The following is a 12,821-nucleotide window of genomic DNA, read 5'->3' as shown; positions in this document are numbered from 1 at the left end:
GCGCACCCGCCTTCCGGAAGGAACCCCGATGTCCCGCCCCGATCTGCCGCCGACCCCGCCGACCAGGGAGCGTTCGCGACGCCACTCGTGGGTGCGCGTCCTCATCCCGGTGGCGCTGATCCTCGTGTGGCTGGCCGGGGCCTCGTTCGGCGGACCGCTGTTCGGCAAGGTGGACGAGGTCTCCTCCAACGATCAGACGACGTACCTGCCCGAGTCCGCGGATGCGACGAAGGTGCAGGCGCTGCTGGGCGAGTTCAACGACAGCGACGCGATTCCGGCGATCGCCGTGTTCACCTCCGACGACGAGCTCAGCGCGACCGAGCTGGATGCGATCTCCGACGCTGTCGCCGGCGCCCCCGACGTCGAGGGGGTGACGGACGATGTCTCGCCCGCGCTCCCCTCCGAGGACGGACGTGCCGTGCAGGCCTTCATCCCGATCGACAGCGACGCCGAGCTCGCGGACACGGTCTCCGCTCTCGGAGAGGAGCTGCGCTCCGGCATGCCCGACGGCGTGACCGTCTACATCACCGGACCGGCCGGGCTCAGCGCCGACCTCGTGGCCGGGTTCGCGGGCATCGACGGTCTCCTCCTCGGAGTCGCCCTGCTGGCGGTCCTCGTGATCCTCGTGCTGGTCTACCGCTCGCTCCTGCTGCCGCTGGTGGTGCTGTCGACGAGCCTGTTCGCGCTCTGCGTCGCGCTCCTCGTGGTGTGGTGGCTGGCGAAGTTCGAGGTGCTGCTGCTCAGCGGCCAGACGCAGGGCATCCTCTTCATCCTCGTGATCGGAGCGGCGACGGACTACGCGCTGCTCCTCGTCGCCCGCTTCCGCGAGGAGCTGCGCGTCGCGCAGGACAAGGGCACCGCTCTCCTCGCCGCGTGGAAGGGCTCCGTCGAGCCCATCGTCGCCTCCGGCGGAACCGTGATCGCCGGTCTGCTGTGCCTGCTGCTCAGCGACCTCAAGTCCAACAGCACGCTGGGACCGGTCGCGGCCATCGGGATCGTGTTCGCGATGCTGTCGGCACTGACGCTGCTGCCCTCGCTGCTGCTGCTGTTCGGGCGCGCGGTGTTCTGGCCGCGGCGCCCCCGGTTCGAGCCCGAGGTCGTCGCCGCCGAGCACGGCATGCGCACCACGGGCCTCTGGGCGCGACTGGCCGGACTCATCAAGCGACGCCCGCGGGTGATCTGGATCGTGACCACGATCGTCCTCCTCGTGGGGGCCGCCGGCATCACCCAGCTCCGGGCCGACGGGGTGCCGCAGTCCGACCTGGTGCTCGGCGCGTCCGAGGCCCGCGACGGCCAGGTGGCGCTCGGCGAGCACTTCCCCGGCGGATCCGGCAGCCCCGTGTACGTGGTCGTCGACGAGGATCGGCTGCAGGACGCCGCTGACGTCCTGCTCGCGAACGACGGCGTCGACGGCGTCTCCGTCACGGCTGCCGACTCCCCGAGCGGTACGGCCCCGGTGACGGAGGACGGCATCGCCCCGATCGGCGCTCCGGGCACTCCGGCTCCCGAGCCGACCACGGTCGACGGCGAGGTGCTGCTGCAGGGAACGCTCACGGACGCGGCGGACTCCGAGGAAGCCGCCTCGACCGTCCGTGAGCTCCGCAGCGACCTCGACGACATCGACGCGCTGGTGGGCGGGGTGACCGCGACATCCGTGGACACGAACGATGCATCGATCCACGACCGCACCCTCATCATCCCGGTCATCCTCGTCGTCATCATGCTGATCCTGATGCTGCTGCTGCGCTCGATCCTCGCGCCGGTGCTGCTGATCCTCACGACGGTGCTCTCGTTCGGTACCGCGCTGGGCGTCTCGGCCCTGGTGTTCAACGGGATCTTCGACTTCCCGGGCGCCGATCCCGCCGTCCCGCTCTTCGGGTTCGTGTTCCTCGTCGCGCTCGGCATCGACTACAACATCTTCCTGATGACCAGGGTGCGGGAGGAGTCGAAGGCGCACGGCACGCGCGAGGGCATCCTCCGCGGGCTGTCGATCACGGGCGGCGTGATCACCTCGGCCGGGCTCGTCCTCGCGGCGACCTTCGCCGCGCTCTCGGTGATCCCGATCCTGTTCCTCGTACAGCTCGCGTTCATCGTCGCGTTCGGCGTGCTGCTCGACACCTTCGTGGTACGTTCGCTGCTCGTCCCCGCGCTGACCTACGACATCGGCAAGGCCATCTGGTGGCCGTCGAAGCTGTGGCGCAAAGGTGAGGACTGAGCACCGCACCGGATCGAGGTGCCCTCGACAGGATTCGAACCTGCGACCTGCCCTTTAGGAGAGGGCTGCTCTATCCTGCTGAGCTACGAGGGCGTGCCCCCAGTCTACGGGACCGGGGGCACGCAGCCCGTAGCGCACAGGCCTCATGCGGCCAGTGCGAGGTACGGCTCCCACCGGGGATCGCTGCGCTCCGTGCCGCGCACCGTCCAGGCGGTGCCGTGCGGCGGACGCGGGGTGATGCGAAGCTGCCAGCGCATCTCCTGCGGGGTGCGGTCGCTCTTGACGTTGTTGCAGCGCAGGCAGCAGGCCACGAGGTTCTCCCAGGAGTCGGCTCCCCCGCGCGAACGCGGCAGGATGTGGTCGATCGTGGAGGCCGCCTTGCCGCAGTAACCGCAGCGGTGGTTGTCCCGCCGGAGCACGCCACGCCGGGTGACCGGGACGCGTCTGCTCGTCGGCACCCGGACGTACCGGGCGAGGATGATGACGGCCGGACGATCGTAGACGCCGTGGGAGCCCCAGACGGGATCGTCCTCCACGCGTTCGATCACGGTCGCCTTGTCGTTCATGACGAGCACCAGGGCTCGTTTGAACGACACGATCGCGAGCGGCTCGTATCCGGCATTCAGGACCAGTGTGCGCATTCGTCATCCTCTCGATCCGCCGGGACGGCTTCCCGGCACTCTCGACTCACACGAAGTCGTGCAGGAGGCAGAGCGATCGCGAGGACGAAAAAAGGCGCCGTCTAGAGACAGCGCCTTTCGCGCACGGCAGCGCCGTGGCTTCCCCGCAGGCTATGCAGAAGGACGTGACGACCGAGGGCATCCATGGTTCGGATGCTCGGTATTCGCTCCATCAGCCTCTCCCGCCTGTACGACAACGGGTTCAGGCTAACCCATTCCGCTGCATGCGGGGCGAACGGAGGGTGAATGGAGGAAGGCGTGTCCGCGGATCAGCCGGCGTTGACCGAGAGCCACGACATGGGCTCGACGAGTCCGCCGTTGATCCAGACCTCGAAGTGGAGGTGGTTCGCGGTGGAACGTCCGGTGCTGCCGACGTAGCCGATGAGCTGCCCGGCGGCGACGGTCTGACCGACCTGCACCTGGCGCGATCCGTACAGCATGTGGCCGTAGGTGGTCTGCACGCGCTGACCGCCGACCACGCTGTCGAGCATGACGCAGACGCCGTATCCGCCGATGCTCTCGGCCGAGGCGCGGACCACGCCACCGGCGGCCGCGTAGATCGGGGTGCCGGCCGGAGCGAGCATGTCGGCTCCGTTGTGGCCACCGCCCACCGTGCGGCTGACGTTCCAGGAGCCCATCGGCAGCGGATAGCGCACCTCGCCCGAACCGGGAGAGGTCAGGGCGTAGCCGGCGGAGTTGAACTGCGTGGACGAGGATGCGGAAGCGGTCGCGGCGGCCGCTGCGGCGCGGGCGGCCGCAGCCTCCTCGGCCTTCTTCTTCTCGATCTCCTCGGGCGTCGTGGCGCTGAAGGTGCCTCGGCTCAGCGGAGCGGCCGTGGCCTGGGAGGCGACGACGAGGGACTGCGCATCGACGGCCGCGAGCTGCTGCAACGTCGTGGTGGCGGCTTCCGTCGGCTTGGACGAGGCGAAGGCGGGAAGGGCGATGCCGGCGACGAGGGCGCCGACGGCACCGAAGATGGCGATGGAGCGGAGCGGCTTGACGGCCTTGCGAACACCCGCGCGCGCACCCTTGGTCCGGGCGGGCACTCGATCTTCAGATGTCTTCTTCGCGGGCGATTCGATGTCTGCGGCCAAAACGTGGTCCTCCTCGGCCCCTGCGCTTTCGGGTAGCGCCGGCTCGTCGACACTCTGCTCTCGGGGCACGGGTGTATCTCGGGTAGTTCGTGCGTTCCTGCCGAAGACGACGAGCCTGAAAGGCGATCTTCGCGGTTCACCGTCAACGGGCTTCTTCGCTGACGACCTGTCCGAGGTTACCGGAAGATAACGATCATGTCACCCTGGGAACCTGACAATCCTCGGGGAGGCCGATGCCGGCGTTCGTCAGGCCGGCTCGCCCACCAGGAAGATGTGCGAGGCGAGCTCGACCGGGAGCTCCAGTCCGTCGTCCTTGCCCTCCATCTGGATGAGGACGTATCCCTCGCTGAAGCGGAAGTCACCGCGGGCGCCGGGGACGACGCCGGCGTCGCGCAGCTGCTCCAGGAGCTCGGGGTCGACCTGGGCCGGCTCCGCCAGTCGGCGCACGGTTCCCTCGACCGGTTCGCCCGCCGCATTCAGCCGCTGGACGAGACCGATCACACCCTCGTCGAAGGTGCGCGCCGGCATGTCGCCGAGCTGATCGAGACCGGGGATCGGGTTGCCGTACGGGGATTCGGTGGGGTGTCCGAGAAGCTCGACCAGGCGGCGCTCCACCTGCTCGCTCATGACGTGCTCCCAACGACAGGCCTCCTCGTGCACGAACGCCCAGTCCAGCCCGATCACGTCGGAGAGCAGGCGCTCGGCGAGCCGGTGCTTGCGCATGACGTCGACGGCCTTGCGGCGTCCGGCGTCGGTGAGCTCGAGCGTGCGGTCCTCCGAGACGATGACGAGACCGTCGCGCTCCATGCGTCCGACGGTCTGCGAGACGGTCGGACCCGAGTGACCGAGCCGCTCCGAGATGCGCGCGCGCAGCGGGACGATGTTCTCCTCCTCGAGTTCGAGGATGGTGCGGAGATACATCTCCGTGGTGTCGATCAGATCGGTCATGTGCAGGCCCTCCGAGGTTCTTAGGCAAGCCTACATTCCCGGGCGGACATCGGATCGTCACCCCGTCCGGCGACCTCGCGGCGGCCCCCTAGAATCGACCCATGGCGATCGAGATTCCCCGTGACCTCCTGCCCGCTGACGGCCGCTTCGGCTGCGGCCCCTCGAAGGTGCGCCCGGCGCAGCTCGAGGCGCTGGTCTCCTCGGGGGCGTCGATCCTCGGCACCTCGCACCGCCAGGCCCCGGTGAAGAACCTGGTCGGCAGCGTGCGCGAGCAGCTCGCCGCCCTGTTCCGGATCCCGGAGGGGTATGAGATCGTCCTCGGCAACGGCGGCTCCACCGCGTTCTGGGATGCCGCTGCCTTCGGCCTGATCGAGCGTCGCAGCCAGAACCTCGTCTTCGGCGAGTTCGGCGGCAAGTTCGCGGCCGCGGCCGGAGCCCCCTGGCTGGAGGCTCCCGATGTGCGCAAGGCGGAGCCGGGATCGGCGACCGCCGCAGAGGTCGTCCCGGGCGTCGACGTCTACGCCTGGCCGCACAACGAGACCTCGACCGGTGTCGCGGCGCCCGTCCGACGGGTCGACGCGGACGGCGCCCTCACGGTCATCGACGCCACGAGCGCCGCCGGCGGCATCGACTTCGACGCGACGCAGGCCGACGTCTACTACTTCGCGCCGCAGAAGAACCTCGGCTCCGACGGCGGGCTGTGGTTCGCGGCGGTGTCCCCTGCCGCGATCGAGCGCATCGAGCGCATCGCCGCGTCCGGACGCTACATCCCCGAGTTCCTGAGCCTGAAGAACGCGGTCGACAACTCGCGGCTCAACCAGACCCTCAACACCCCGGCGCTGACGACCCTGCACCTGCTCGACAGTCAGCTCCGATGGATCCTCGACAACGGCGGTCTGTCCTGGGCGGCGGCGAGGACCGCCGAGTCCTCATCCGTCCTGTACGACTGGGCTGAGGCCTCCGCCGTCGCGACGCCGTTCGTCGCGGACGCCGCCGACCGCTCCCCCGTCGTCGTGACGATCGACTTCGACGACAGCATCGATGCGGCCGCGATCGCGAAGATCCTGCGCGCGAACGGCATCGTCGACACCGAGCCGTACCGCAAGCTCGGCCGCAACCAGCTCCGCGTCGCGACCTTCGTCTCCATCGAGCCGGAGGACGTGCGTCAGCTGACGCGCTCGATCGACCACGTCCTGGAGAACCTGGCGGGCTGAGCCCCCGAGGTCACTCCTCCTCGTCGCCGACGTCCGCCGCGCGGGCGTCGGCGTCGTCGTCTTCCGCCTCGTCGTCTTCGCTCTCGTCCGCGTCGTCGAGTTCGTCGGCGTCGGCCTCGTCGAGCTCATCGATGTCGACGCCGTCGAGGTCCCCGGCGTGCAGGATGTCCGCGTCGCCGTCCTCTTCGTCATCGTCGAGGTCGTCGTCGTCGAGGTCGTCGTCGTCGTCCAGGTCGTCGTCGTCCGCGTTCGCCTCATCGCCCTCGGCCGCCGCTGCCGCTTCGGCCAGCTCGGCCTGGTGGGCGCGGTACTCGGCGAGGCGCTCGGCCCACGGCACCCACTCCGGTGCGAGCAGCGCGCCGTCGCCGGGGAGCAGTTCCACCTCGAGCACGGTGGGTTCCGCGTCGTCGACGCGCGCCACGGTCACGGTCCAGTACCACCCCGGGTAGCCGGCGAGCCGATTCTCGAACCGCAGCGACACCGAGCCGTCCTCTTCCCGGAGGTAGCCCGCCGCCGGTCCGATCGTGGACGCGGGAGTGATCTCGCGCAGGGCTTCCAGCGCGAGGTCGTGCGCCTCGAGGAGACGCGGGTCGGCGTCAGGCTTCGAGGTCATCAGCGACCTTGCGCAGGACGGCCGCGATCTTGCGACCGTGTCCGGAGGAGGGGTAGCGCCCGCGACGGAGGTCACCGCCGATGCCGTCGAGGAGCTTCACGAGGTCCTCGACGATGATCGCCATGTCGTCGGCCGACTTGCGCTTGGCCTTGGAGAGGCTGGGCGGCGCCTCGAGCACGCGCACCGACAGCGCCTGGAGGCCGCGCTTGCCGTCAGCGACGCCGAACTCCACGCGCGCACCCGCCTTGACCGCGGTGCCTGCGGGCATCGCGGAGGCGTGCAGGAAGACGTCCTGGCCGTCATCGCTGGCGATGAAGCCGAAACCCTTGTCTTCGTCGTAGAACCTGACCTTGCCGGTGGGCATGGGAGAACCTCGCTGGATCGATATGCAGAACGATGGACGCGCATGTGCGCGTGCCTCCAGCCTACCGGTCGTGGGCCGCACCGAACCGAAGCCCGCAGTACGAGTAGGCTGACGTGGATGAGCACGCAGAATTCGGAACCGGAGGTTCCCATCCGCCGGCTGGATCGTATCCTCGCGTTCACCGCGCTCGGAATCGCCGCCGCCGCCGTGCTGTGCTTCTTCGCCATCATCATCGGGACGGCACTGGGGATGGATCAGGCCGCGTTCGGCGAAGGGGTCTGGCCTCTCATCTCCGCCGTGCTGTACTGGGGGCTCCCCCTGGCGTTCGTGATGATCATCGTGCTACTGACCATGAGCTTCATCCGGAAGGGTCGCGCGTCTTCGCGGTCCTGAGGCACCGGCCATGAGCACTCACGCGCGACCGTTGGCGGACTGGCTGGCGGAGGCGAACGATGACGACCTCCGTCGTCTGCTCGCCGCGCGCGGTGTGCGACCGGACGTGCCGTGGCAGGACTTCTTCGACGCCGCCGAAGCGCTGCTCGATCCGGTGTCGCTGGGCCGCGTCCTTCCCACCCTCACGTTGGCGGAGGCGAGGGCCCTGCTCGCCGCCGCGACCGGCGGCACCGCCGACGACGAGCGTGCCGCCCTGACCGCCCTCGCCCTGCTCCGCCCCGACGGAACCGTCTACCCGCCGGTCGCCGCGGCGGTCGCGGGGCGCGAGGTACCGGAACCCGGAGCGGTCGCGCCGCAGCCGACCTCGGGCGAGACCGCCGCGGCGCACGCGGCGGAGCGCGCCTTCACCACCGTCGCGATCCTGGCCGACCTGCTGCTCATCGCACGCGAGAGCCCGTTCGCACTCCTCACCGGCGGCGGGGTCAGCGCCGGCGAGAAGCGGCAGCTCGCAGAGGCGGGCATCCCTGCGGAGGTCGTCGATCCCCTCGCCGCGATCGCGCTGCAGGCGGGTCTCGCCGCGGCGACGGACCGGCGGCTGCGCACCACGCAGGTCGCGGAGGAATGGCTCCGGACGTCCGCGATCGAGCGCTGGACGGTCCTGGTCACGGCCTTCCGGGACGGCCTGCCGCGCGGTGTCCGCTCGGACGACGGCGGCTGGATCCCCCCGCGATCCTGGGCCTGCGCCCATCCGTGGGATCCGTCATGGGCATCGCGCGCCGTCGCGCTCGAGGAGTCGGCACGACTGCTGGGTCTGATGGCCGAAGACGGTTCGGAGCCCGCCTGGGCCGTCGGTCTGCGCCGGGGAGGGGCCGCGGACGCCGCAGCCCTCGCCGAGCTGCTGCCCGCCGAGGTCGACCGCATCTTCCTGCAGAACGACCTGACGGCGATCGCTCCCGGGCCGCTGGCCCCGGCCCTCGACGTCCGCCTGCGCACGATCGCGGCCCGCGAATCCGCGGCGCAGGCGTCCTCCTACCGCTTCACGACCGAGTCCGTCGCCCGCGCCTTCGGCAGCGGCGAGACCGAGCAGTCCATCCTCGAGTTCCTGGGCGGGATCTCCCTCACCGGCATCCCCCAGCCCCTGAGCTACCTGATCGGCCAGACCGGGCAGCGGCACGGGCTGGTCCGCGTCTCGACCGACGACGAGACGGGACGCACCCGCATCGAGAGCGCCGATCCGCACCTGATCGAGGCGATGGCCGTCGACCAGTCGCTGCGTCCGCTCGCGCTCACCGCGCACGTCGGCTCGCTCACCACGCGGGTCGGACGGGACACTGTGTACTGGGCGCTGACGGATGCCCGCTACCCGGCGACCCTCGTCGGCCCGGACGGAGAGCTCCTGGTCCGCGAGCGCCACGCCGCGCCGACCACAGCGCCGGATGCGCACGCCGACGACCTCGCTCCCCTGATCGCGCGACTCCGCTCGCACCAGGGGCCGGACGCCGACGCCGCCTGGCTCGACCGCGAACTCGAGGCCGCCGTCCGCGCGAAGTCCGTGCTCCGCGTCACCGTCGGCATGCCGGACGGCTCGACGCGGGAGCTGCTCCTCGAGGCGACAGGAATGGGCGGCGGACGGCTCCGCGGGCGGGATCGCGCCGCGGACGTGGAGCGCACGCTGCCGGTGTCGAGCATCCTCACAGCCACGATCGTCGCGCCGTAGGGCCGCGTGCCCGCACGACCGGTAAACTGGTCAGCTATGTCTGATGGCCCCTTGATCGTCCAGAGCGATCGCACCGTGCTGCTCGAAGTCGCCCACGCCGACGCGGAGAGCGCCCGTCACGAGCTCGCGATCTTCGCCGAGCTGGAGCGCGCGCCCGAGCACATCCACACGTACCGGATCACCCGCCTCGGACTGTGGAACGCCCGCGCTGCCGGGCACACGGCCGAGGACATGCTCGAGACCCTCGACCGGTGGTCGCGGTTCCCGGTCCCGCCGTCGGTGGCCGTGGATCTTCGTGAGACCGTCAACCGCTACGGGCGCCTGGTGATCGAGCGCGACGACGAGGGCACCCTGATCCTGCGCTCCTCCGATCCCGCCGTGCTGGCACAGGTGGCGAACAACAAGCGCATCCAGCCCCTGCTGATCGGTCACCCCAGCCCTGACGCGTTCGTCGTCGACGCCTGGGCGCGGGGGCAGATCAAGCAGGAGCTGCTGAAGATCGGCTGGCCCGCCGAGGACCTCGCCGGCTACACGCCGGGCACGCCGCACGAGATCGAGCTCGCCGAGGACGGCTGGCACATCCGCCCGTACCAGCAGGACGCCGTCGACGCCTTCGCGAAGGACGGCTCCGGCGTCGTGGTGCTCCCGTGCGGCGCCGGCAAGACGATCGTCGGCGCCGGTGCGATGGCCGCGACCAAGACCACGACCCTGATCCTCGTGACGAACACGGTGTCCGCACGGCAGTGGCGCGACGAGCTGCTCAAGCGCACCAGCCTGACCCCCGAGGAGATCGGCGAGTACTCCGGGCAGGCCAAGGAGGTCAAGCCGGTCACCATCGCCACCTACCAGATCCTGACCGCCAAGCGGAAGGGCGAGTACGCGCACCTCGCGCTGCTGGACGCCCTCGACTGGGGCCTCATCGTGTACGACGAGGTCCACCTGCTCCCCGCCCCCGTGTTCAAGCTCACCGCCGACCTGCAGGCGCGGCGTCGCATCGGGCTCACCGCGACCCTGGTGCGCGAGGACGGACGCGAGGGCGACGTGTTCAGCCTGATCGGCCCCAAGCGCTTCGACGCCCCCTGGAAGCAGATCGAGGCGCAGGGCTTCATCTCCCCCGCCGCCTGCTACGAGGTACGGGTCGACCTGCCGCCGAGCGACCGCCTGGAGTACGCCGCCGCGACCGACGACGAGCGCTATCGGCTCGCCGCCTCCGCACCGGCGAAGGTCGACGCCGTGCGGGAGCTGATCGCGAAGCACGAGGGTGAGCGCATCCTGGTGATCGGACAGTACCTCGACCAGCTCGAATCGCTGTCCGAGGCGCTGAACGCCCCGCAGATCACCGGTGCGACCCCGGTCGACGAGCGCGAGGAGCTGTACCGCGCGTTCCGGGAGGGCGACATCTCGCTGCTCGTGGTGTCCAAGGTCGCGAACTTCTCGATCGACCTGCCGGAGGCGTCGGTCGCGATCCAGGTGTCGGGATCGTTCGGCTCGCGCCAGGAGGAGGCCCAGCGCCTCGGTCGCCTGCTGCGCCCCAAGCAGTCCGGGCACACCGCGAGCTTCTACACCCTCGTCGCCCGCGACACGATCGATCAGGATTACGCCCAGAACCGCCAGCGCTTCCTCGCCGAGCAGGGATACAGCTACACGATCATGGACTCGGACGCGATCGCCGCCTGAACCGCAGGATCACGCTCGCGCGGCGCTGCCGTGCAGGACGGGCCCCAGGTGATGGGTCCCGTCCGCTGCGGCCGTGGGTGCCGTGACCTGCGCCGTCCGTGCGATCCCGAGTCTCGCCGCCCAGCGGTCGGCGAGGAGCGCGTAGACGACCATGGCCAGTGCCGATGCCACCAGATCGACCGCCGTTCCGGAGCTCGCATTCGCGTCGACCAGGGCGACGGAGCCGAGCAGGAAGATCAGCACGTTGTTGACGATGTGCAGCGAGATCGCCGCCTCGAGGCCGCCCGTGCGCCAGGTCAGCCAGGCGGCGACGATCGCGAACATGCCGACGCTCGCCGCACCCCAGACGTCGTAGCCGTGACCGAGCACGAAGATCGGGACGGGCAGGAGGATGGCGAAGGCGGGATGACGCAGCCAGCTGCCGACCAGCTGCATCAGGTACCCGCGGAACACGTACTCTTCCGCTGCGGCCTGGAACGGGATCAGCAGCAGCACGAGAAGCACCATGGTCCACAGCCCTGGATGGGAGAAGTCCGCCACCACGGCATCGCCGCTCAGCGCCGACCAGCCCAGCACCACGGCGAAGTACACGACGAACACCGCGACCGCCAGCATCAGGCTCTTCCCGAGCCATCCCCTGCGCAGGCGTCCGGTCACCGACGACAGCAGCCCGACCCCGCGCCCCTCGACGATGCGCGAGGCCAGCAGCAGGGCCGGGATCATCAGGATCAGCGGCAGCACGAGCGCGACCAGCAGCCAGGGCCGGTCGAGATCGAAGAACTGCGTGGTCGTGAGGAGGACCTGCGACTCGACGGCCCAGCCGGGGACGACCATCGAAACGATCACCAGCGGCACGATCACGATCAGCAGGATCGCGACATAGAGAGCGATGCCGACGAGCCCGGTCAGCAGCATGCGCCACCAGCGATATCGCGGCCGCAGGTGCGCCAGCCGGTGGTAGGCGATCCGCTCGACCTCGGGCACGTCGTCCCGAGTGGCGGCGATCCCGGGGGCGGCGGCGGCGTCCTCGTGCAAGCTCATACCTCGATCCTTCCGGGTCCGCCTGTGTGTCGCATCCGACCGCGGGCGGATCCTCGAGTCGACGCCGTTCCGCACAATAGTCAGCATCCCCATGGCCGGAGTCACCATAATGGGGACATGACTGCTCCGCGCATCCTGGTCGTCGACGACGAACCCAACATCCGCGACCTGCTCTCCACGGGTCTCAGCTTCGCCGGATTCCAGGTGAAGACTGTCGCCAACGGCGCCGCGACGATCTCGGCCGTCCTCGAGGAGGAGCCCGACCTGATCATCCTCGACGTCATGCTGCCCGACATGAACGGGTTCAGCGTGACCAAGCGCCTCCGCGGCGCCGGGTTCACCGCCCCCATCCTGTTCCTGACCGCCAAGGACGGCACCGAGGACAAGATCGAGGGCCTGAACGCCGGCGGCGACGACTACGTCACGAAGCCCTTCAGCCTCGACGAGATCGTCGCGCGCGCCCAGGCGATCCTGCGTCGGACGATGCAGGCCGACGAGGAGTCGATCATCCGTGCCGGCGAGCTGTCGATGGATCAGGACACGCACGACGTGTACGTCGGCAAGGAGCCGATCGAGCTCAGCCCGACCGAGTTCAAGTTGCTGCGCTACCTGATGCTCAACCCGAACCGCGTGCTGTCGAAGGCGCAGATCCTCGACCACGTCTGGGAATACGACTTCAACGGCGACGCGGGCATCGTGGAGAGCTACATCTCGTACCTCCGACGCAAGATCGATCCGCACACGGACGAATCGCTGATCCAGACCAAGCGCGGCTTCGGCTACATGCTCAAGGTCGGCAAGTCGGTCTGACGACCGGCTGATCATCGTCGGCGCCGCCCCGCGGCGCGACCGCCGCGGCAGGGAG

The 12,821-nt window shown here is 69.8% G+C and carries 12 protein-coding genes and 1 tRNA gene; 6 read left to right on the top strand and 7 right to left on the bottom strand.

Going from position 1 to position 12,821, the window contains the following annotated elements:
• The first annotated feature begins 28 nt into the window (after nt 1-28).
• A complete protein-coding gene (locus F6A08_RS06260) occupies nt 29-2,215 on the top strand; it encodes an MMPL family transporter (RefSeq protein WP_151458929.1) in 2,187 nt (728 codons plus the stop codon).
• Nucleotides 2,216-2,234: 19 nt separating this feature from the next.
• Here F6A08_RS06260 and F6A08_RS06255 read toward each other — a convergent pair.
• The 4 genes from F6A08_RS06255 to F6A08_RS06240 all read right to left on the bottom strand — a co-directional run bounded on the left by F6A08_RS06255 (nt 2,235) and on the right by F6A08_RS06240 (nt 4,937).
• Nucleotides 2,235-2,308, bottom strand: a tRNA-Arg gene (locus F6A08_RS06255).
• A gap of 50 nt (nt 2,309-2,358) precedes the next feature.
• Nucleotides 2,359-2,856: an HNH endonuclease gene (locus F6A08_RS06250; protein WP_017201380.1), complete on the bottom strand. Its 498-nt coding sequence runs from the start codon at nt 2,854-2,856 to the stop codon at nt 2,359-2,361.
• Nucleotides 2,857-3,164: 308 nt separating this feature from the next.
• Nucleotides 3,165-3,941, bottom strand: a complete 777-nt coding sequence (locus F6A08_RS06245; RefSeq protein WP_051000773.1) for a M23 family metallopeptidase — start codon at nt 3,939-3,941, stop codon at nt 3,165-3,167.
• A 294-nt stretch (nt 3,942-4,235) separates the two neighbouring features.
• Nucleotides 4,236-4,937, bottom strand: a complete 702-nt coding sequence (locus F6A08_RS06240) for an iron-dependent transcriptional repressor DtxR (RefSeq protein ID WP_017201382.1) — start codon at nt 4,935-4,937, stop codon at nt 4,236-4,238.
• A 101-nt stretch (nt 4,938-5,038) separates the two neighbouring features.
• Here F6A08_RS06240 and serC point away from each other — a divergent pair, with 101 nt between their 5' ends.
• Entirely contained in the window at nt 5,039-6,151 is a 1,113-nt protein-coding gene (gene serC, locus F6A08_RS06235) for a phosphoserine transaminase (RefSeq protein WP_151458928.1), read from the top strand.
• A gap of 10 nt (nt 6,152-6,161) precedes the next feature.
• Here serC and F6A08_RS06230 read toward each other — a convergent pair whose 3' ends face one another.
• Together F6A08_RS06230 and F6A08_RS06225 are read right to left on the bottom strand one after the other, a co-directional pair.
• Nucleotides 6,162-6,764 carry a DUF3027 domain-containing protein gene (locus F6A08_RS06230; protein WP_151458927.1) on the bottom strand — a complete coding sequence of 201 codons (603 nt, stop codon included), beginning with the start codon at nt 6,762-6,764 and terminating at the stop codon, nt 6,162-6,164.
• Nucleotides 6,748-7,128, bottom strand: coding sequence for a cold-shock protein (locus F6A08_RS06225; RefSeq protein ID WP_017201385.1), 381 nt, complete (start codon nt 7,126-7,128; stop codon nt 6,748-6,750). The genes F6A08_RS06230 and F6A08_RS06225 overlap by 17 nt, the downstream gene beginning before the upstream one ends.
• A gap of 117 nt (nt 7,129-7,245) precedes the next feature.
• On the opposite strand from F6A08_RS06225, the gene F6A08_RS06220 reads away from it, so the two are divergent.
• The 3 genes from F6A08_RS06220 to F6A08_RS06210 are packed head-to-tail and all read left to right on the top strand — an operon-like array spanning nt 7,246 to nt 10,915.
• Nucleotides 7,246-7,521 (top strand): hypothetical protein, encoded by a 276-nt coding sequence (locus F6A08_RS06220; protein ID WP_017201386.1) that lies wholly within the window; start codon nt 7,246-7,248, stop codon nt 7,519-7,521.
• Nucleotides 7,522-7,531: 10 nt separating this feature from the next.
• Nucleotides 7,532-9,238 carry a helicase-associated domain-containing protein gene (locus tag F6A08_RS06215; RefSeq protein WP_151458926.1) on the top strand — a complete coding sequence of 569 codons (1,707 nt, stop codon included), beginning with the start codon at nt 7,532-7,534 and terminating at the stop codon, nt 9,236-9,238.
• A 36-nt stretch (nt 9,239-9,274) separates the two neighbouring features.
• Nucleotides 9,275-10,915, top strand: a complete 1,641-nt coding sequence (locus F6A08_RS06210) for a DNA repair helicase XPB (RefSeq protein WP_124896164.1) — start codon at nt 9,275-9,277, stop codon at nt 10,913-10,915.
• Between the two features lie 9 nt (nt 10,916-10,924).
• Here the strand turns inward: F6A08_RS06210 and F6A08_RS06205 are convergent, their stop codons facing one another.
• Entirely contained in the window at nt 10,925-11,956 is a 1,032-nt protein-coding gene (locus F6A08_RS06205; RefSeq protein WP_192576696.1) for a CPBP family intramembrane glutamic endopeptidase, read from the bottom strand.
• Between the two features lie 117 nt (nt 11,957-12,073).
• Here F6A08_RS06205 and F6A08_RS06200 point away from each other — a divergent pair, with 117 nt between their 5' ends.
• Nucleotides 12,074-12,766 (top strand): response regulator transcription factor, encoded by a 693-nt coding sequence (locus tag F6A08_RS06200; RefSeq protein ID WP_124896166.1) that lies wholly within the window; start codon nt 12,074-12,076, stop codon nt 12,764-12,766.
• Nucleotides 12,767-12,821: the final 55 nt, after the last annotated feature.

The organism is Microbacterium algeriense (assembly GCF_008868005.1).
Taxonomy (GTDB): domain Bacteria; phylum Actinomycetota; class Actinomycetes; order Actinomycetales; family Microbacteriaceae; genus Microbacterium; species Microbacterium algeriense.
The sequence above is the reverse complement of the archived record's forward strand: the minus strand, read 5'-3'. Positions and strand labels throughout refer to the sequence as shown.

Bases quoted from the DNA above. Each gene is read 5' to 3' on its own strand.
- F6A08_RS06220 (WP_017201386.1), top strand. From the start codon at position 7,246: ATGAGCACGCAGAATTCGGAACCGGAGGTTCCCATCCGCCGGCTGGAT.
- F6A08_RS06205 (WP_192576696.1), bottom strand. From the start codon at position 11,956: ATGAGCTTGCACGAGGACGCCGCCGCCGCCCCCGGGATCGCCGCCACT.
- F6A08_RS06225 (WP_017201385.1), bottom strand. From the start codon at position 7,128: ATGCCCACCGGCAAGGTCAGGTTCTACGACGAAGACAAGGGTTTCGGC.
- F6A08_RS06210 (WP_124896164.1), top strand. From the start codon at position 9,275: ATGTCTGATGGCCCCTTGATCGTCCAGAGCGATCGCACCGTGCTGCTC.
- F6A08_RS06200 (WP_124896166.1), top strand. From the start codon at position 12,074: ATGACTGCTCCGCGCATCCTGGTCGTCGACGACGAACCCAACATCCGC.
- F6A08_RS06240 (WP_017201382.1), bottom strand. From the start codon at position 4,937: ATGACCGATCTGATCGACACCACGGAGATGTATCTCCGCACCATCCTC.
- F6A08_RS06230 (WP_151458927.1), bottom strand. From the start codon at position 6,764: ATGACCTCGAAGCCTGACGCCGACCCGCGTCTCCTCGAGGCGCACGAC.
- F6A08_RS06250 (WP_017201380.1), bottom strand. From the start codon at position 2,856: ATGCGCACACTGGTCCTGAATGCCGGATACGAGCCGCTCGCGATCGTG.
- F6A08_RS06260 (WP_151458929.1), top strand. From the start codon at position 29: ATGTCCCGCCCCGATCTGCCGCCGACCCCGCCGACCAGGGAGCGTTCG.
- serC (WP_151458928.1), top strand. From the start codon at position 5,039: ATGGCGATCGAGATTCCCCGTGACCTCCTGCCCGCTGACGGCCGCTTC.
- F6A08_RS06215 (WP_151458926.1), top strand. From the start codon at position 7,532: ATGAGCACTCACGCGCGACCGTTGGCGGACTGGCTGGCGGAGGCGAAC.